The 18,246-nt window shown below is 72.4% G+C and carries 16 protein-coding genes; 5 read left to right on the top strand and 11 right to left on the bottom strand.

Features of this window, described 5'->3' with window-relative positions:
• Positions 1–62: 62 nt before the first annotated feature.
• Positions 63–1,976: a glycine betaine ABC transporter substrate-binding protein gene (locus K2F47_RS32925; RefSeq protein WP_242909954.1), complete on the top strand. Its 1,914-nt coding sequence runs from the start codon at positions 63–65 to the stop codon at positions 1,974–1,976.
• Positions 1,977–1,980: 4 nt separating this feature from the next.
• Here the strand turns inward: K2F47_RS32925 and K2F47_RS32920 are convergent, their stop codons facing one another.
• The gene (locus tag K2F47_RS32920; RefSeq protein WP_242909953.1) at positions 1,981–3,357 is read right to left on the bottom strand and encodes an NADP-dependent succinic semialdehyde dehydrogenase; all 1,377 of its coding nucleotides are present in this window, start codon (positions 3,355–3,357) and stop codon (positions 1,981–1,983) included.
• Positions 3,358–3,462: 105 nt separating this feature from the next.
• On the bottom strand, positions 3,463–4,491 hold the full coding sequence (locus tag K2F47_RS32915; RefSeq protein ID WP_242909951.1) for a lactonase family protein: 1,029 nt from the start codon (positions 4,489–4,491) through the stop codon (positions 3,463–3,465).
• A gap of 328 nt (positions 4,492–4,819) precedes the next feature.
• Here K2F47_RS32915 and pgi point away from each other — a divergent pair, with 328 nt between their 5' ends.
• Positions 4,820–6,451 carry a glucose-6-phosphate isomerase gene (gene pgi / locus K2F47_RS32910; RefSeq protein ID WP_242909949.1) on the top strand — a complete coding sequence of 544 codons (1,632 nt, stop codon included), beginning with the start codon at positions 4,820–4,822 and terminating at the stop codon, positions 6,449–6,451.
• Positions 6,452–6,517: 66 nt separating this feature from the next.
• Here the strand turns inward: pgi and K2F47_RS32905 are convergent, their stop codons facing one another.
• The 7 genes from K2F47_RS32905 to K2F47_RS32875 all read right to left on the bottom strand — a co-directional run bounded on the left by K2F47_RS32905 (position 6,518) and on the right by K2F47_RS32875 (position 13,152).
• Positions 6,518–6,775, bottom strand: a complete 258-nt coding sequence (locus K2F47_RS32905) for an EF-hand domain-containing protein (protein ID WP_242909947.1) — start codon at positions 6,773–6,775, stop codon at positions 6,518–6,520.
• Positions 6,776–6,909: 134 nt separating this feature from the next.
• Positions 6,910–9,180, bottom strand: a complete 2,271-nt coding sequence (locus tag K2F47_RS32900) for an Orn/Lys/Arg family decarboxylase (protein WP_242909945.1) — start codon at positions 9,178–9,180, stop codon at positions 6,910–6,912.
• 132 nt (positions 9,181–9,312) lie between these two features.
• Positions 9,313–10,068, bottom strand: a complete 756-nt coding sequence (locus tag K2F47_RS32895) for a sugar isomerase domain-containing protein (RefSeq protein WP_242909943.1) — start codon at positions 10,066–10,068, stop codon at positions 9,313–9,315.
• Positions 10,061–10,498: a PTS sugar transporter subunit IIA gene (locus K2F47_RS32890; RefSeq protein ID WP_242909941.1), complete on the bottom strand. Its 438-nt coding sequence runs from the start codon at positions 10,496–10,498 to the stop codon at positions 10,061–10,063. The genes K2F47_RS32895 and K2F47_RS32890 overlap by 8 nt, the downstream gene beginning before the upstream one ends.
• Positions 10,495–10,797, bottom strand: a complete 303-nt coding sequence (locus K2F47_RS32885) for a PTS sugar transporter subunit IIB (protein ID WP_242909940.1) — start codon at positions 10,795–10,797, stop codon at positions 10,495–10,497. The genes K2F47_RS32890 and K2F47_RS32885 overlap by 4 nt, the downstream gene beginning before the upstream one ends.
• An 88-nt stretch (positions 10,798–10,885) precedes the next feature.
• On the bottom strand, positions 10,886–12,319 hold the full coding sequence (gene ulaA, locus K2F47_RS32880; protein WP_242909939.1) for a PTS ascorbate transporter subunit IIC: 1,434 nt from the start codon (positions 12,317–12,319) through the stop codon (positions 10,886–10,888).
• A gap of 101 nt (positions 12,320–12,420) precedes the next feature.
• A complete protein-coding gene (locus K2F47_RS32875; protein ID WP_242909938.1) occupies positions 12,421–13,152 on the bottom strand; it encodes a GntR family transcriptional regulator in 732 nt (243 codons plus the stop codon).
• Positions 13,153–13,338: 186 nt separating this feature from the next.
• Between K2F47_RS32875 and K2F47_RS32870 the strand changes: the two genes are divergently transcribed.
• From K2F47_RS32870 to K2F47_RS32860, 3 genes are all read left to right on the top strand, one after another.
• Entirely contained in the window at positions 13,339–14,664 is a 1,326-nt protein-coding gene (locus K2F47_RS32870; protein WP_242909937.1) for a hypothetical protein, read from the top strand.
• A 975-nt stretch (positions 14,665–15,639) separates the two neighbouring features.
• Positions 15,640–16,116: a hypothetical protein gene (locus tag K2F47_RS32865; RefSeq protein ID WP_242909936.1), complete on the top strand. Its 477-nt coding sequence runs from the start codon at positions 15,640–15,642 to the stop codon at positions 16,114–16,116.
• A gap of 76 nt (positions 16,117–16,192) precedes the next feature.
• Positions 16,193–16,855, top strand: coding sequence for a hypothetical protein (locus tag K2F47_RS32860; RefSeq protein WP_242909934.1), 663 nt, complete (start codon positions 16,193–16,195; stop codon positions 16,853–16,855).
• Here K2F47_RS32860 and K2F47_RS32855 read toward each other — a convergent pair.
• Entirely contained in the window at positions 16,852–17,319 is a 468-nt protein-coding gene (locus tag K2F47_RS32855; protein ID WP_242909932.1) for a hypothetical protein, read from the bottom strand. The genes K2F47_RS32860 and K2F47_RS32855 overlap by 4 nt on opposite strands.
• 496 nt (positions 17,320–17,815) lie before the next feature.
• On the bottom strand, positions 17,816–18,046 hold the full coding sequence (locus K2F47_RS32850) for a hypothetical protein (RefSeq protein ID WP_242909931.1): 231 nt from the start codon (positions 18,044–18,046) through the stop codon (positions 17,816–17,818).
• Between the last annotated feature and the right edge of the window lie 200 nt (positions 18,047–18,246).

Genomic DNA, 18,246 nt, shown 5'->3' with positions numbered 1-18,246 from the left:
ATCGAACCCGGAAACGCGGTGTCCGGATTCGGAGACGTCGCCTGACGGAAGGGCGGCCAGGCGTGACGGTCGAACCCCTGCGGCCGGGGGACCCGGCCTCGATCGGCGGATACGAGTTGCTGGGACGCGTCGGCGAGGGCGGCCAGGGCGTGGTCTACCTCGCGACCTGGCCCGGCTCGGCCGACGGGCCGGTGGCGCTCAAGATGCCGCACGCCCGGCCGGACGGGGACGCCCCGGCCGACCTCTCGGAGATCACGCTCGTCCGGCAGGTCGCCCGGTTCTGCACCGCGCGGATTCTGGACGCCGGAACCGACGCGGGCCGCCCCTACATCGTCAGCGAGTACGTCGACGGGCCCTCGCTGCGCGCCGCCGTCGAGGCGGACGGCCCGCTCGGCGGCGCCCGGCTGGAGCGCCTCGCCGTCGGCACGATGGTCGCGCTCGCCGCCACGCACGCCGCGAACGTCGTCCACCGCGACTTCACCCCCGGCAACGTGCTGCTGGCGGCGGACGGCCCCCGCGTCGTGGACTTCGGTGTCGCCAAGGCCCTCGGCCCCGCCGGGCGCGGCGAGCCCGGAGCGTCCGGCACGCCCGCGTTCATGGCGCCCGAGCAGGCGGCGGGCGGCGAGGTCGGCGCGGCGGCCGACGTGTACTCCTGGGCCGTCACGATGGCCTTCGCCGCGCTCGGGCCCCGCGTGCTCGGCGCGGGCGGCCCGGACGGCGGCCTCGGCCGGACGCTGCGCCTGGAGCGCCACGTGGTGGACCTGCCGTCCTGGCTCGCCGAGATCGTCGCCCCCTGCCTGCGGGAGGAACCGGGCGAGCGACCCGCAGCAAGCGAAGTCCTGCTCCGCCTGCTCGGCTACGGCCCCGACCGGCGCGCGCCCGGCCAGCCGGTCGGGCACCCGCGCACGCCCACCGTCGCCCGCCCGGGCGAGCGGCCCCCGCAACAAGAGCAGGGGGAACGGGAGGAACAGGGCGAGCGGCACCCCGGGCCCGCGTCCGGCGGCACGGTCATCTCCGCGTGGCGGCGCCACCGGCTCCTCATCGTCGCCATGGCCCTGGCGCTGTCCGGCGCGGTGGCGGTGGCCCTGACGCGGCCGTTCCCGTCCGACGGCGGGGAGCGCCGCCGCCCGGCGGCCGCCGCCCCGACCCCGTCCGCGCCGCGCAGGCTCACGGTCGGCTCGGCGAACTTCCCCGAGAGCGTCCTGCTGAGCGAGATCTACGCGCAGATCCTGGAGGCCAGAGGGCACCCCGTCACCCGCAGGCGCGGGATCGGCTCCCGCGAGGACTACTACCCCCTCGCGGTCAAGGGCGAGGTCGACGTCGTCCCCGAGTACAACGGGGCGCTCGCGTCCTATGTCGGCGCGCTGGACCTCACCGCGAAGGCCCCGGCGACGACGGCGTCGGTGAACGAGAGGCTGCGCCGGAGGCTGCCCCCCGAGCTGGAGATCCTCGACTCGGCGAAGGCGGAGGACAAGGACGCGATCGTCGTCGCGCGCCACACCGTCGCCCGCTACGGGCTGACCTCCCTCGCCGACCTCAAGGACGTCTCGGACGGGTTCGTCCTCGGCGGCACCCCCGAGGCCGAGACCCGGCACCAGGGGATGATCGGCCTGCGCGCCGTCTACGGGGTCCGGTTCAAAGACTTCCAGCCGTTCCGGCACGAGGACTTCGGGACGCTCGCCGCCCTCCTCGCGCGCGGGTCGGTGCAGGCGGGGCAGATGTTCACCACCGACCCCGCGCTGCGCGCCCACGACCTCGTCGCGCTCGACGACCCCGCGCGGCTGTTCGGCTCGCAGAACGTCACGCCGCTGGTCAACCGCACCGAACTGGACGCCGGCGCCAAGGCCGCGCTCGACGCCGTCTCAGCCAAGCTCACCACCGAGGACCTGCTGTACATGAACGCCCGGGTCGCCCACGACGGAGACGAGGTCGAGGCGGTGGCGAAGGCGTGGCTCGTCCAGAACGGTCTGCTCTAGCGGCCTACTTGATCCAGACCGTCTTGGTGTTGCAGAAGGCGTGGATGCCCTCCTGCGAGAGCTCGCGCCCGTAGCCGGAGCGCTTGACGCCGCCGAAGGGCAGCTCGGGGTAGGAGGTCGTCATGCCGTTGACGAAGACCTGCCCGGCGTCCAGCTCCCGGACGAACCGCTCCCGCTCGTCCGGCTCCCGCGTCCAGGCGTTCGACCCGAGGCCGAACCCGGTCGCGTTGGCCAGCTCGACCGCCTCCGACACGCCCCGGACGCGGAACAGCGACGCGACCGGCCCGAACACCTCCTCGTGGAACATGCGCATCTCGGGCGTCACGCCGGACACGACGGTCGGCGGGTAGTACCAGCCGGGGCCGGCCGGGCGCTCGCCGCCGCACAGCACCTTGGCGCCCTTGCCGACCGCGTCGGCGACGAGGGCCTCCACGTCGGCGCGGCCCTGCTCGGTGGCCAGCGGCCCCACGTCGGTGCCCTCGTCCATCGGGTCGCCGACGCGCCGGTCGCTCATCGCCTCGACGAACCGGCGCTCGAACTCGTCCGCGACGCCGGTGTCGGCGATGAACCGCTTGGCGGAGATGCAGCTCTGCCCGTTGTTCAGGCAGCGGGACGTGGCCGCGGCCTCCGCCGCCGCCGCGACGTCGGCCGAGGGCATCACGACGAACGGGTCGCTGCCGCCGAGCTCCAGCACCGTCGGCTTGACCTCGTCCCCGGCGATCGCGGCGACCGACCGCCCGGCGGGCTCGCTGCCGGTGAGCGTCGCCGCCCGCACGCGCGGGTCGCGCAGCACCCGCTCGACCTGCCGCGACCCGATGAGCAGCGTCTGGAACACGCCCTCGGGGAACCCCGCGCGGCGGAACAGCTCCTCCAGGAACAGCGCCGTGCGCGGGACGTTCGAGGCGTGCTTCAGCAGCCCCACGTTGCCCGCCATCAGCCCCGGCGCCGCGAACCTGATCACCTGCCAGAGCGGGAAGTTCCACGGCATGACCGCCAGCACCGGCCCGAGCGGCTGGTAGCGGACGTAGGCGCCCGACGCCCCCACGGCCGCCGCGTCGGCCGGGCGGTCGGCCAGGAACTCCTCGGCGTGCGCGGCGTAGTACCGGCACGCGTGGGCGCACTTGCGCGCCTCGGCCTTCGCCGCCGTGAACGGCTTGCCCATCTCGACGGTCATCATGGCGCCGATCTGGCCGGCCTCCTCGTCCAGGATGTCGGCGGCGGCGTTCATCCACGCCGCCCGCTCCCCGACGGGCGTGAGGCGGTAGGACGCGAACGCCTCGGCCGCCCGTCCGACGCGCTCGTCGATCTCGTCCTCGGTGAGCGCGTCGAAGGTCTGCTCCACGCGTCCCGTCGCGGGGTTGGTCGTCGCGATCGTCGTCATGTCGGATGCTCCCTGGATGTCCGTTTCAACCCTCCGGGGCGTGCCCTTGGGGGCATCCGGGAAACACCACCGGGTCCGCGCCGGAGTCCGGCGCGGACCCGCAGCTTAGGCGGGGACGACGCAGACCGGGGACGGCACCTCCAGCGGCGGCCCGCCGAGCACCGGGACGCCGTCCGCGCCGATCCGGAACGTCGTCACCAGCCCGCTCCGCTCGTTCGCGACGTGGATCCACTCGCCGTCGACGTACAGGTCGCGGGGCCAGTGCCCGCCGGAGGCGACGTCCGCGACGGGTTCGAGGGCCGCGCCGCCGTCCAGCACGCGGTGCGCGGTGAGCACGTCCGCGCCGCGCGTCGAGGTGTAGACGTACCGGCCGCCGTCGCCGAGCCTGATCGCCCCGGCCAGCGACTCGCCGTCGCTCTCCGCCGCGGTGGCGGGGGACTCGGCGACGAGTTCGAGCCGGGCGTAGCCGCCGGTGCCGCCGGCCGGGCGCAGCACGAGCACCGTCGCCGCCAGCTCGGTCAGCACGAACACGTTCCCGCCCGGGTGGACGGCCAGGTGCCGGGGCCCGCACCCGGCCGGGAGCCGGGTCTCCCCGGCGAGGCGCAGCCGCCCCTCCTCGATCCGGAACGAGCGGACGAGGTCGGCGCCGAGGTCGGTGGTCAGGATCGTCCCGTCCGGGGCGGGGGCGGTCATGTGCGCGTGCGGGCCGTCCTGGCGGTCCTGGCGCGGACCGGAGCCGTGGCCCTCCGCGACGTCGGGCTCGCCGGCGAACCCGCCGCCCGTGTCCAGCGGCACCGCCCGCACCGTCCCGGACCCGTAGTCGGCCACCATGAGGTGCCCGGCGCCGGGCGTCAGCGACAGGTGGCAGGGGAGCGCGCCCACCTCGCGCCGGCCGATCTCGTGGAGCCGCCCGTCCTTGACCGCGTAGGCGAGGACGCCTCCCGCGTCCTCCTCCCGGACCGCGTAGAGCACGCCGCCGCCCGGGTGCACGGCGAGGTAGGACGGGCTCGCCGCCGCGCCCGCGAGCTCCGGGCCCTCCAGCGCGCCGCCCGGTCCCCGCCGCACGCGGTAGACGCCCTCACCGGCGCCCATCGCGCCCGTGTACGTGCCCACCCAGAACACCCGCTCGCCCACCCGGACTCTCCTCCCGACGCAGTATGTGATCATCAATGTGATCATCCCCGCCCCCGAGACGGGCGGCAGGCCCCCGAGCCTAACGCCCCCCGGCCCTGCGCGATGCCGCAGCTCAACGACGTTTCAGCTGGTCAGCGGCGGCGCGGCGGGCAGGGGCGGCCAGCCCGGCGCAGCGCCCGTGACCTGACGAACCCGGCGGTTCCGCCCGGGGCGCGGGCGGGCTTTGGTACGGTCACGCGCGGTCGACCTATGATCGCCGTTGGGGGACGGCGGAGCGCCCGGGGGACAGCGGTGCTCGCACGGCCCCGTCGAGGAGACGAGAGAGGCAATGGCTGATATCACCGAGGCGCCCGAGTGGTCGGCGCTCGCCGAGCACCAGGCGGTGCTGGCGGGACGGCACCTGCGCGAGCTGTTCGCGGACGACCCGGGGCGCGCCGAGCGCATGACGGTCACCGCGGGGGACCTCCACCTGGACTACTCCAAGCACCGCGTCACCGCCGAGACGCTGGGGCTGCTGGTCTCGCTCGCCGAGCGCGCGGGGCTGCGCGAGCGGATCGGCGCGATGTTCTCCGGCGAGCACATCAACGTCAGCGAGGACCGCGCCGTCCTGCACACGGCGCTGCGCCTGCCGCCGGGCGAACCGCTCACCGTGGACGGGCAGGACGTCGCCGCCGACGTGCACGCCGTCCTGGACCGGATGGCGGAGTTCGCGGGTCGCGTCCGCGCGGGGGAGTGGACGGGTTTCACCGGCAAGCCGATCGCGACCGTCGTGAACATCGGCATCGGCGGGTCCGACCTCGGCCCCGCCATGGCCTACGAGGCGCTGCGCGACTTCGCCGACGCGGGGATCTCCTGCCGGTTCGTGTCCAACATCGACCCGGCCGACATCGTCGGGACGCTCGCGGACCTCGACCCCGAGCAAACGCTGTTCGTCATCAGCTCCAAGACGTTCGGGACGCTGGAGACGCTCACCAACGCCAAGGTCGCGCGGGAGTGGCTGGTCGGGCGGCTCGGCGACGCGGAGGCGGTGTCGCGGCACTTCGTCGCGGTCTCGACCAACGCCGAGCGGGTCGCGGACTTCGGCATCGACACCGCGAACATGTTCGGGTTCTGGGACTGGGTCGGCGGCCGCTACTCCTTCGACGGCGCGATCGGGCTGTCCCTCATGATCGCGATCGGCGGCGAGGCGTTCCGCGAGATGCTCGCCGGGTTCCGGCAGATCGACGAGCACTTCCGCACCGCGCCGTTCGAGGCGAACATGCCCGTGCTGATGGGGCTGCTCGGCGTCTGGTACACCGACTTCTTCGGCGCGCAGACCCGCGCCGTGCTGCCCTACAGCCAGCGGCTGTCGCGCTTCCCCGCCTACCTCCAGCAGCTCACGATGGAGTCCAACGGCAAGTCGGTGCGGGCCGACGGCGTCCCCGTCGTCGCGCAGACCGGCGAGATCTTCTGGGGCGAGCCGGGCACCAACGGCCAGCACGCCTTCTACCAGCTCCTGCATCAGGGCACCCGGCTCGTCCCCGCCGACTTCATCGGCTTCGCCGAGCCGTTCGAGGACCGCGCGGGCATGCACGACCTGCTGACCGCCAACATGCTCGCGCAGACCTCGGCGCTGGCGTTCGGCAAGACCGCCGAGGAGATCGCCGCCGAGGGGACGCCCGCCGCGGTCGTGCCGCACAAGGTCATGCCGGGCAACCGTCCGACCAGCACGATCCTCGTGCCGAAGCTGACCCCGCGGACGCTCGGCGCGCTCGTCTCCCTCTACGAGCACATCGTGTTCGTCGAAGGGACGATCTGGGGCATCGACTCCTTCGACCAGTGGGGCGTGGAGCTCGGCAAGGTCATGGCGATGGACCTGGCGCCCGCGCTCACCTCCGAGGAGCCTCCGGCGCAGGCGCCCGACCCCTCCACGGCGGCGCTCGTCCGCCGCTACCGGCAGCTGCGCGGCCGGGCCGTGTGACGCGTGCGGGCGGGGCCCGCCGGATCGCTCCGGCGGGCCCCGCCCGCGCGGTTCAGCTCTCGCGGTTCAGCTCTGCGCGTCGGGCAGCGGCCCGGCGGCCCAGCCCCGGACGTCGAGGACGGTCCGGAACTCGCCGTAGGAGATGAACCCGTCGCGGTTGGTGTCGGCCTGCTCGAACCTGTCCTGGGTCTCCGCCCGCGTCCAGGACAGCCCGAGGCTCTCCAGGACGAGCGTGAACTCCATGAGGTCGAGCCGGTCGTCGCCACCGAGGTCCGCGCGCCTGAACACGGCGAGAAGGTCGTCCTCGGTCGGCCTCGTGGTCATCTCAAGTTCCCCGTTCTGGTCCGATGTGCCCGCATCATCGCACGGCGAGCGGGCCGGTCCCACCGGAAACGCCGTCCGACCCGACCCGGTTCCCGGTCGTTCATCCCGCGCTTCCGGAATGGTGCCGTCCCCGGTCAGGTGACGACGCATTCGATCCGGTAGCGGCCGTCCTCGTCGCGGTGGGCGCCGTGGATGTCGGTGGCGAGGTAGGGGAAGGCGCGGTCGAAGTCCTCCAGCGCGCGCAGGTAGCGCAGCACGGGGCCGTCGGCGGGCCCGGCGGCCTCGCCGGGCATCAGCATCGGGATCCCGGGCGGCGTGACGACGACGGTCGAGGCGCAGACCCGGCCCGCCAGCCCGTCCAGCGCGACCCGCTCGGTGCGGGACCGGATCAGCGCCTGGTAGCACTCGGCCGGGGTCAGGACGGGCTCGGGCAGGTCGGTGAAGACCTGGTCGAGCAGCGCGCCGAGGCCGGAGTCGCGCAGCCTCCCGTGGACCTGCTCGCAGAGCGCGCGCAGCGAGATCCCGGGCGGCCCGAACCCGGGCAGCGCCTCCGCCAGCGGCACGTCGCCGTCGTAGGCGTTCTTGAAGTCGATGAGCGCGTCGATCAGCGTCCCCCACTTGCCCTTGGTGATGCCGATCGAGAACAGCACCAGCAGCGTGTGGTCGCCGGTCTTCTCCACGACGATGCCGCGCCGCTCCAGGTAGGCGGCGACGATCCGGGCCGGGATGCCCCAGGAGGTGGTGCCGGCGACGGCGTCGGCGCCCGGGCAGGTGATCGTCACCTTGATCGGGTCGAGCGCGCACTGGCCGTCGTCCAGGCCGGCGAACCCGTGCCAGGCGGCGCCGGGCTCCAGCGTCCAGCAGCGAGGGTCGGTGGACAGGAGCGCGACGTCGGCGTCCTCGAAGGCGACCGTGCCGCCGGTGCGAGGGTCGGGCGCCTCCGGCGGCTGCCAGACGCCGAAGAACCAGTCGGGGCGGGCGCCGTCCTCGCGGACGCGGGCGGCCAGCCGCACCATCGCCTGCCGGAACCGGACCGCCTCGACGATCGCCTCGCCGGTCAGGAAGGGGCCGGACGGGCCGTCCATCATCGCCGCCGCCACGTCCAGGGACGCGATCATCGGGTAGAGCGGCGAGGTGCTGGCGTGCATGAGGAACGTCTCGTTGAACCGGTCGTGGTCCACCGGCGCGCGCGGCGCGGAGCGCACGTGCAGCATCGACGCCTGCGACAGCGCCGCCAGCAGCTTGTGCGTGGACTGCGTGGCGAACACCGTCGGGCGGTCCGGGCCGGGCAGGGTCCGCTCGTCGACGGCCATGCCGTACCGGCGCTCGTACAGCGGGTTGAACCGGGCGTAGGCGAACCACGCCTCGTCGAAGTGCACCCGCGGCACCGACGCGCCGAGCAGCCCCGCGACCTGGACGGCGTCGTAGCACAGCCCGTCGTAGGTCGAGTTGGTGATCACCGCGTACGCGGCGCCGGAGCCCGCCGCGCCCGCGGCGAACGGGTGGCCCGCCAGCCGGTCGGCGACGGCCGCCGCCGTCAGCGACCCGGCCGGGATGGGCCCCGCCAGCCCGAGCCCGTTGCGCTCGGGGACCAGGTAGACCGGCCGGGCGCCGCTGATCGCGAGCACGTGCTGGACGGACTTGTGGCAGTTGCGGTCGACCAGCGCCAGCTCGTCGCGGGCGACCGCGTGGTGCCCGACGATGCGGTTGGCGGTCGAGTTGCCGTTGACGACGAAGTAGGTCCGCTCGGCGCCGAAGACCCGGGCGGCGTTGCGCTCGGCGTCGCCGATCGGGCCGGTGTGGTCCAGCGGCGAGCCGAGCTCGGGCACCGAGATCGACAGGTCGGTGCGCAGCAGCCGCTCGCCGTAGTAGTCGAAGAACGCCCGCCCCACCGGCGACTTCAGGAACGCCACGCCGCCGGCGTGGGCGGGGGTGTGCCAGGAGTAGCGGTGCCGGTCGTCCAGGCGCCGGAGCGCCTCGAAGAACGGCGGGAGGAGCCGCTCGGCGTACTCCTGCGCCGCGTGCGCGATGCGCCCGGCGACGAAGGCGGGCGTGTCCTCCAGCAGGAAGACGTAGCCCTGGATCACCTCGTACACCCACAGCGGGACGTCCCGGGGCTCCTGCTCGGCGGTCACGAGGAACACCGGCAGGCGGTGGAACCGCCCGCCCACCGCGGTCAGGACGTCCTCGGTACCGGCGGTCCCCCAGCCCACCAGCGCCGCCGCCAGCATGGCGTCGGAGCGGATCACGGCCAGCGCGTCGGCGGCGCGGTGGGTCCAGCGGACGTGCAGCCCGTGCTCGTCCAGCGCCGCGCACAGCCGGCGGAGCTGCTCGGCGACCACCGAGTCGTCGTCCGGCGCCTCGTCGACGGCGACGAGGATCGTCCGTTCCAGAGCACGTTCCATCGCGGGGCCTCCCGTTGCCCAGGGGCGGAGTTCCCGAACGCTAACAACCGTGCTGATCACCGTGTAGTGCCGGGAAGGCAACTAAAAGTAACCACTGCGGGAGAAGGGTGGCGTGCGACGGTAAGGCGCCAGTTATGTGGATGTGTCCTGGCCGCCGGTCAGCTCCGGGATCCGCCCCCGGTACCGGGCGAGGAGCGCGGCGTTCTCCTCGTCCCCGCCCGGGACGTTCGCGCTCGTCCAGCGGGGGAGCCGCACGCCCCGCGCCGAGGCGAGGTCGTCGAGGTCGGCGAGGACGCGCGACCACGTATAGGCGGCGAGGATCGTGGAGACCGCGGCGGTGCGCGGCGCCCCGGCCGGGTGCAGCGCGTCGCCCGGCGGGACGCACGTGTCCAGCACGATCGCGGCGTGGTCGGCGAGGCTCGTCGCGGTCCGCGCCGCGGCGCCGCGCGAGGCCCGCGCCGAGGTGACCGCGATGACCGGCACGCCCCGTGCCGCGCAGGCCTCCGCGACCTCGACCGGGTAGGGGTTGCGGCCGCTGGTGGAGAACACCACCGCGACGTCGGGCGGGGCGGGCGCGGCGGCCTCGACGACGGCCCGCCCGACCCCGCTCTCCCGCTCGACCCGCGTGCTGCGCAGGGCGTCGTCGAGCGGGAACACGCCGGGGTGCCAGATCGGCCGGACGGCGGCGAGGCCGCCCGCCCGGTAGAACGTCTCGCAGACCATCGCCAGCGAGTGGCCCGCGCCCGCGACGTGCACGATCCCGTCGGCCGCGACCGACTCCAGCAGCAGCGCGGCGGCCTCGCCGATCGCCGCGCCGGAGGCGGAGTCGAGGTCGTCCAGCAGGGTCCGCACCCGGTCGGAGAGCTGCGCGCGGACGGTCTCAGGCATCGGGCAGGGCCTCCTTCAGCTCGCGGGCGAGGTCGTCCTGACCGGCGGCCGCGCGGAGCCGGTCGGCGAGGCCGCCCGAGAGAGCGCGCGCCAGCGCGGCCAGGGTCCCGACGTGGACGTCGGGGTCCGGTGTGCAGAACGCCAGCAGCAGGTCCACCGGGTCGTTGTCGGGGTGGCCGAACTCCACCGGCGTTGCCAGCCGGGTCACGCCGACCCCGACGGCCAGCCCGCCCTCCTCCGGACGGGCGTGGACGAGCGCCAGCCCCTTCGTCAACACGATGTAGGGGCCGTTCTCCTCGACCACCCGCACGCACGCGTCCGGGTAGCCCTCGCCCGCCGCGCCCGCCTCGACCAGCGCGGACGCGGCCCGCACGACCGCCTCCCGCCAGTCGGCAGCGGGGACGCCGTCGGTCGCCACGGCGATCGTCATGACAGCCACCCCTGCGCGGTCAGGCGCTCGCGGAGCTGGGCCTCCAGGCCCTCCTTGTCCAGGAAGTCGCTGATCGTGATCACCACGGGCGCCAGGTCGGCGATCTCGCTGGTGTGCATGCCCTGGCCGATCACCACGTCCGGCGACATTCCGCGCGCCGTGGACACGTCGGTGTTCTCCACCCGCGCCTCCACGCCGAGCGAGCGCAGCGCGTCCTCGGCGGTCATCTTCAGCATCAGGCTTGAGCCCATGCCGACGCCGCAGACCGCGAGGATCTCCAGTTGCCGGTCCAGTGCCATATCGGGTCACTCCCTTGTCGGTTCGTTGACGTTCGGCCGGGCGCCCCGCGAGGCCGCCCCCTCGGGGCGTTCCCGTTCCGCGCGTCCGTCAGGCGTTCACGATCGCCTTGTCATCGCCCGAGCCGGCGTCCTCGGCGACGGCCCGGCGCTTCTCGGCCCGCCCGAGGACGAGCAGGGTCGCGGTCATCGCGGCCAGCGCCACCGCGGGCACCAGCCAGATCGACCCGTCGCCGACGACCGGGTCCACGGCCTTCAGCAGCCAGCCGATCGCGTACCAGTCGGGGTCGGCGAGGGTGGCGAGCTCCGGCGCGGTCCGCTCGTACAGGCCCCAGGTGACCGACTGCCCGATCGCGAGGACCAGCCCCGAGATCACGCCGCCGAGCACCGCCCCGCGCCAGCCCGCCACGACGTTGCCGAACAGCCCGGCGGCGCCGCCGACGAAGAACAGCATGATCATGGGCGGCGCGAGCGTGAACCAGCCGGCCCCCGCGAAGACCGCCAGGCAGACCAGGAACACGCCGGTGGAGACGACGAACCCGAGCATCACCGCGGTCGGCGCGACGGGGAAGACGGTCGGCGCGTCCAGCGCGGGACGCGTGCCGGGGATCACCTTGTCGCTGAACCCCTTGAACGCCGGGACGATCTCGCCCAGGAACATCCGCACGCCGAACAGCAGGATCGCGATGCCGCCCGCGAACCGCAGGCCGACCAGCAGCGCCCACACCCACGACGACAGCTTGGGGTCCATCTCGGCCGCGGCCTTGCCCACCACGGCGTTGTCGGCGAACGCGACCGCCACCAGCATGATCACGGAGATGATCAGCGCCGTGCTGACGTTGACGTCCTTGAAGAACGACAGCTGGCGCGGCAGCTTCAGCTTCTCGGTGTCGTGCTTCTCCCGGCTCCCGAGCGGGCGCGCCGCGTACCCGGTGATCAGGCAGGTGAGCGAGCTGGTGTGCGCGTACCCGAACCGGTCGTCCGGCATGACGCGGCGCATCAGGGGCCGCATCCACAGCGGCTGGACGGTCCAGTAAGCGGCCACGAACCCGGCCCCGCAGAGCACGAGCGTGAGCTGGTCCTGGCCCGGCGCGATCGTCACCAGCGACGCGACCGTGACCGTGCTCACCCAGAACATCAGGTGGCCGGTCAGGTACAGGTACCGGGCCGCCGGGAACAGCCGCACGACCAGCACGTGCACGAGGAACGCGACGGTGATGACCAGCGCGATCGTCCCGCCCTGGTCGGTCAGGAACTGCGTGAGCGAGTGGTCGGCCTTCGGCGGCGTCGTGCCCATCGCACTGGCCAGCACCGTCTGGAAGCTGGTCAGCCCGCCGGTGAACACGTCGACGCCGATGAACAGGATCACCACGCCGATCGTCGAGCGCAGCGCGCCGGCGAACACGTCCTCGAACCGCTTGCGCTGGAGCAGCAGTCCGATCAGGGTGATGAGCCCGATCAGGATGGGCACCTGGCCGAACACGTTGTCGGCCAGGAAGGTCAGGATGTCCTTGATGACGTCCATGGGTGAATCGCCTCACTTCTCGGGGGTGGGGTCGTGCGCTGTCGCCCCCGTCAGCGCGGTTGGACGATCGAGTCCCGGGGCGGGTCGCTCCGGGACTCCGGTCAGTGCGACGGTGGTCTGAGATCGAGTTCCAGGCGGTAGCGGTCGCCGCGGTAGAGCGACCGGACGTACTCCAGGGGCCGCCCGCCCGCGTCCCTGGTCACCCGCTCGAACAGGAACGCCGGCATGTGCACCGGCACGCCGAGTTCCGCCGCCTCGTCCTCGGTGGTGACGGTCGGCTCGATCGTCTCGGTGCCCGAGGCGATCTCGACGCCGCTGCCGCGGAGCAGCTCGTAGAACGACCGGCCCTCCAGGTCCTGCCTGCGCAGGCCGGGCATCAGCGCCCGGGGCATGTAGAGGGTCTCGATCGCCATCGTGGCCTCGTCGGCGAGCCGGAGCCGCCGAATGGTAAATACCTCTTCCAGCGGTGAGACGGCCAGGCGCCTGCCGATCCGCGCCCCCGCGGCCTCCGTGCGGAACGACAGGACCCGGCCGCCCGGCCGCATCCCCCTCCTGATCATGTCCTCGGTGAAGGAGGTCATGGTCAGCGAGACGGCGATCCGGGGTTCGGACACATAGGTTCCGCTCCCGTGCCGCCGGTGGAGCAGGCCCTCGGCGACGAGACCGTCGATGGCCTGCCGCAACGTCGGCCGGGAGACGCCCAGGTCGGCGGCCAGCCGGCGCTCGGACGGCAGGGCGTCGCCGACGTCCAGCCCGTCCAGCATCTCCAGCAGGCGGCGGCGCACCGCCTGCCGTTTCGTGTTCCCGTTCCGGGCCTCACCGGCGGATCGCAACCTGTTCACCTCCCGGATACGCCGTTCCTGTCCGGGCACACGATATGTCCGGTTGTTGCGACTGGTCAATACCACTTTGGCGGGTTTTGCCATGGCGTTCGCCGCCACCCCGACCTACCGTCACCGAGGATCACCCGATGTCCGGCGGAGCGCCGCGCGGGAGGCGCGGCGCGGAGGGGGCGAGCTATGAAGAGATTCGTGCGGGGCGCGCTGGCACTGGCGTTCCCCCTGGTCATGCCCATGACCCTGGCGGGGGCGGCGCACGCGGGGGCGGCGCCGCCCACCCTGGCGGGCTGGCGCCTGCTGGACGCCGAGTCCTTCGACCGGCGCCTTGACGACGCGAAGGTGCCCTGGAGGTCCGACGGCGACGGTCCGGCAAGTCCCTACAACGTCGACATGTACGACAACGACGGCGCCTTCTTCGACACGGTCGGGGGCCCGGCGTTCCAGACGCAGCTCACGAAGATGAGCACTTACCGCAAGTCGTTCACGTTCGGCGAACACGGCTGGCTCACCGCCGAACTCGCCGCCCGCGACGCCGACGGCGACGGCAGGCCGGACGCCCCGCCCACGCTCACCTCGCGCGGCGGCGTCGCCCGCCTGGACGAGCCGAGCCACCAGGCGGGCGTCGTGATCCGCTCGACGCGGGCGCTGCCCGCCGAGTACCGGGTGGAGATGACGCTGCGCGGCCTCGACTTCGGCGGGCAGCGGAACGGGTCGTGGGACTACCCCGACGGCCGGATCAACGGCTACTCGCCCCAGGGCTGCAAGACGAACTTCCCATGGGCCTCGGGCGGCGACTTCTCCCGTCCTGAGTGCCAGTGGGCGGACGTCCGCACCGACTCCAACGGCTTCTACTACATGTCGATCATGGACTACGGGCGGGTGGCGCCGCACAACAACGTGTTCGTCCACGGGCACCGCAAGGTCGCCATGGACGGCTACAACAGGTACAAGTACACCGGCGCCGGCCTGCGCTACTGCAATCCCGCGACCGGGCAGTACGAGCCCTACACCGCCGGGACGGGCAACGGCGTCAACGCCATCTTCATGACCGACGACCGCCGCTACCCGACGATGCCCGGGACCGAGTACCTGATGGAGAGCCAGTGCGGGCTCGCCAAGGGCGGCGCGATCGTCTCCACCATCGACCTGAAGCCGGAACTGCTGCCCAAGGAGCCCTACCGGTTCGCGGTCGAGCGGCGGAACGGCGCGTACACGATGGAGATGTCGGGCAACTTCGCGCACGTGGGCAAGGCGACCTTCCGGTACACGCGCTCGTTCGTCCAGGACGGCGAGCCGATCTGGCACTACAACCAGAAGCCCTCCGAGTACGACGGCCGCTACAACGCCGACTGGACCTGGAAGGGCCCCGGCGGCACGCTCGTCGACCGCGACACCTGGCCTGCCGGGTCCGCCTACCCCGACCACTTCATGATCGGCGACCCGCACATGAACTTCTACGAGGGGAGCGCCCGGGTGGACGACGTCCGCCTGTACACGCCGAAGTAGCGATCACAAGCGCCCGCGTAGCGCATGGCCACAGGGCCTTGGGAAGCCGACCTCCTCCCAAGGCTCTGTCCGCGTGACCGCGGCGATCATGACCCGCTCGTCGGCGAACGTCAGCGGCGGCAGCGGGTTCGACGTTCATCCGGCGGGACCCGGGTCACGATGACCGGCTCGGCCGTCGGACCCTGCGCCGCCGGTCGGGGGCGCGACTGCGCGTTGCGACGGCGGCCTGGCACGAGCACGTCGGCCCGGCGAGCGCCGCTGGCACCGGCACTCGCCGCGCCCCCGACCGGCAGGCACCGGCAGGTGCAGCCCTCGAGTGCCACCAGATCGTTGAACGGCGAGCGGCCGCGCACCCGTCCGTCGAATTCCAGTCGCCTCGGTCCTGCTGGGACGCAGCCGCATCATGGCCGTCATCGTTCGTGCGCTACAACGTGTTCCTCTGACGGTCGTTGGATAAACGGACCGAAAGGGCCGTTGAGGCCTCTGAAACCGGGCTGCTCAGGACAGGACGTCCAGTGTGGAAGAGATGGCCGAGGAACGCTCGTGGCCTAAAGCGCCATCGCTTCTATATTATGGTTTCCGGAACCTGGCCTCTGGGTCCGCCGACAGCGCCGTAATCGTTCTCTCAGCACGGTCGATGACCCTCGGCTGGTTCATCGTCCGCACCACCGGCGTTCGTCCTGATTCAGGCAGTACAAGCTTTTCCGGCCTTCTGCCTCCTCCTTACGCCTTGCACTTTCCCGGATTCTCAGCGCTACCCTGCACAAGGGTCCCCAGGTCATCGCCGTAAAAGACAGCGCGTCTGCCCAGCGCACTGATCAGACTTTACGTGGCCGCCACGATTGACAGACGCGCGTCGCTGATGCCGAATTCTCCGTTGTGCGTGATCTCCACGATTTGGGCGAGCGAGCGTGCTCTGTAGCGTTCCTTTAACCAATTCGGTCACGACGGTCGATGGGAACAGAAGGAGAAAGCATGAGGCTCAAGACGGCGACGCTGGCCCTTGGGACGAGCGCCTTCGCGCTCGCCTCGGTGGTGGCGTTAGGCGGGCAGGCCAATGCCGACGTCCGGGCGTCGGCGCAGCCGGCCGCGGCCCGGTTCCAGACGCAGCAGACGCAGCCCGATCACCGAGTCCGGGTCCTCCCCGGCTGGTATCTGACGCCACTCGCCTACAAGTCGGGCAAGTACGCCAAGGGCCAGGCGATCGCCCATGGTCCGTACAACGTCGCGCGGGTCGATGTGTGGACCGACCTCGCACGCAAGCGCTTCTACGGTTGGCAGCAGCTCGACACCGACCACAGCGGGGGCCGCAACACCCGCAGGGTCGCCAGCGTCTCACGTAAGAAGTGCGGCGGTACCTACACCTACCGCGTCCGGGCCCGGGCGACCGCGGTCCACAAGGGCAAGACGTACCGCGCTGCGGCGTCCGACCAGCGGCGGTTCCGCTGCTAGTCGCAGCCGGACACGTGCACCAGCACGTCTCGCCGGGCCGACCCCCATCGGCCCGGCGCCGCCCCGGAGGCGCAACGTGACCTTTGTCTTCACCACGGGCCGCGCGCCGGCGGGAGCCGCAGCCTGCGCCGCGCTGGCCGCCTCGGCGCTGCTGACCGCCTGCGACGGCAACGGCGGCGGTGCGCCGCACCGCGAGGGCCCGGCGACGGTGACCCGGCTGGAGTTCACCGAGACCTCTTACTCCGGCGGGGAAGGCCGCGAGGGCGCCGTGACCACCGTGCGAATCTGGGTGAGCCTGCGGGGCCGCCAGGCCATGACCATTCACTCGCTGACCAGCAGGCCCGGCGGGGTCAAGGTGTACGAGAGCCGCTGGGACCGGAGTCTCCCTCAGGCGTTCGCCGTCCGGGACTGGGCCACCTGCGAGGAGGGTGTGGAGGATCCGCCCGAGCCCCGGTTGGACACCCTGGACGCGCTACTCGACGACGTCCTCGGTCCCCCGGCCCGCCCGTCCGGCGCCAGGCCGGTCAAGGGGCGGCCGAACGCGTGGGAGACCGTCCGGGGGTTGCGCACGCTCCGGATCGTCCAGCATGGCGCTGCCTATTCTGACCGCGAGGTCCTCACGTTCAACGAGTCCGGTCGCCTAGTGGGCCGCATCTCGAGCGTCGGTGTGGCCCAGGACGCGCGGATGCCGGGGTGGGCGGCGGGCTGGACCCGCTGCGCCCCGTCCGTGACCGGCTAACCGGCTAGGCGGAACTGCCTGGGTCCGCGGCGGCGAAGCAGGGTGCGATGAGGGCGCGCGGCGGGACCGAGGCGGGGATCGTCCAGCGGCTCCGCGTGGTCGCCGCCGGATGCGTCGAGCACGTGGAGCCGGACGGGCGGATCGTCGCGCTCCAGGAGTGCGGCGCCGATCGCGACCGGGGCGCCGGCCGGGTGCCGCACCGCCAGGGGCGTCAGCCGTCCGCCGACGGTGCGGACGCGCATCGCCTCGGCGGACGGCGGGGCGGCGACCAGCACACGAACCGGGCCGGTCGCTGACAGTCCGACGTGGACGCAGACCGCGTCGCACGGCAGGTCGCAGTGCAGAAGCGATTCACGTTCGATGGTGGTCAGGTGGAGCCGGGCCAGCAGTTGGCCATGCTGTATCCGCACTCGCAGGGTCCACGGATAGCCGAGCGTGTCGCCGTGTTCGGTCGTCGCGTCCAAACCTGATCTCCCGTCGGGCGGAGCCTGGCCCCTATCCTCCGCCGGGCGGAGGTGATGAGCAAGCCGACGATGGGGCGGCCGGACGGCGATCAAGGTACCGGCAGGTCTGCACGCAACGTGACGCGGCGGATGCAGGGCTGGCGGTAGGGGAGCTTGTCAGACTCCGGATCAGTGTGCGGCGCAGAAGCAGAAGGAGTCACCGCACGCGTAGCACCTGGGTCTGCCCTGGCATCGACAAGTCCGCCGCGCGTCGCAGGCGACCGGCTCGGTATGGAGCTCGACGGCCTCGGCATCGTTCTCGTCGTACTCGCGACGGCAAAAGGAGCAGCTCATCATGGCGCCCCACTGTGCCAGACGCCAGGCGAGCGTATCCGCGTCGCAGCGGGCGAAGCGGGTGTTGGAGACGCCGGCCGACCGCAGCGCGCCGCTCTCTGTGCCATCGGGGGGTGAAGGGGTGGTCTCCGCGTTGTCGTCGACGACCCCGCGGAGACCTTCGCTACTCAACGGTCAGCGATGATGCCCTGTCGTTCATCCAGGTCGGGACATTCGCCGCGCCGCCGTCGTTGAACTCATGAATCCATGCGTCACCATGGCCGTTCGAGTTCGACCACAGGGTCAGCCTCGTGCATCCGGTTCTTGACGAGGGCGGAGTCCATATCGATGAGGTTCGGTCGTTGAAGGTGCTCGGAATGTTGATGGTCTGATTGCCGGCTACCGTGCCGATCATTCCGAGTGCACCCTGAAACTGTACGATGGAATAGGCGCCATCCGGTGCCGCCCCAGCTGGCCCACCGTGGCTCCTCGATCGTCGCTTACTCTTGCTGCAATGGCACCGTGATTCGCCCTAGGTCATAGGCTCTCGGTTGGAGCACGGACCCGCCGGTCGGTCAAGCCCCCCGGAGGGCGATCCGATCCCGATCATGAAGC

This window comes from Actinomadura terrae, from assembly GCF_022751215.1.
In the GTDB taxonomy this organism is placed as follows: Bacteria; Actinomycetota; Actinomycetes; order Streptosporangiales; family Streptosporangiaceae; genus Spirillospora; species Spirillospora terrae.
Note: the sequence above shows the minus strand (reverse complement) of the source record. Positions and strands in the feature narration are given on the sequence as shown.

Bases quoted from the DNA above. Each gene is read 5' to 3' on its own strand.
- pgi (WP_242909949.1), top strand. From the start codon at position 4,820: ATGGCTGATATCACCGAGGCGCCCGAGTGGTCGGCGCTCGCCGAGCAC.
- K2F47_RS32905 (WP_242909947.1), bottom strand. From the start codon at position 6,775: ATGACCACGAGGCCGACCGAGGACGACCTTCTCGCCGTGTTCAGGCGC.
- K2F47_RS32870 (WP_242909937.1), top strand. From the start codon at position 13,339: ATGAAGAGATTCGTGCGGGGCGCGCTGGCACTGGCGTTCCCCCTGGTC.
- K2F47_RS32920 (WP_242909953.1), bottom strand. From the start codon at position 3,357: ATGACGACGATCGCGACGACCAACCCCGCGACGGGACGCGTGGAGCAG.
- K2F47_RS32850 (WP_242909931.1), bottom strand. From the start codon at position 18,046: ATGATCGGCACGGTAGCCGGCAATCAGACCATCAACATTCCGAGCACC.
- K2F47_RS32895 (WP_242909943.1), bottom strand. From the start codon at position 10,068: ATGCCTGAGACCGTCCGCGCGCAGCTCTCCGACCGGGTGCGGACCCTG.
- K2F47_RS32865 (WP_242909936.1), top strand. From the start codon at position 15,640: ATGAGGCTCAAGACGGCGACGCTGGCCCTTGGGACGAGCGCCTTCGCG.
- K2F47_RS32885 (WP_242909940.1), bottom strand. From the start codon at position 10,797: ATGGCACTGGACCGGCAACTGGAGATCCTCGCGGTCTGCGGCGTCGGC.
- K2F47_RS32890 (WP_242909941.1), bottom strand. From the start codon at position 10,498: ATGACGATCGCCGTGGCGACCGACGGCGTCCCCGCTGCCGACTGGCGG.
- K2F47_RS32900 (WP_242909945.1), bottom strand. From the start codon at position 9,180: ATGGAACGTGCTCTGGAACGGACGATCCTCGTCGCCGTCGACGAGGCG.
- ulaA (WP_242909939.1), bottom strand. From the start codon at position 12,319: ATGGACGTCATCAAGGACATCCTGACCTTCCTGGCCGACAACGTGTTC.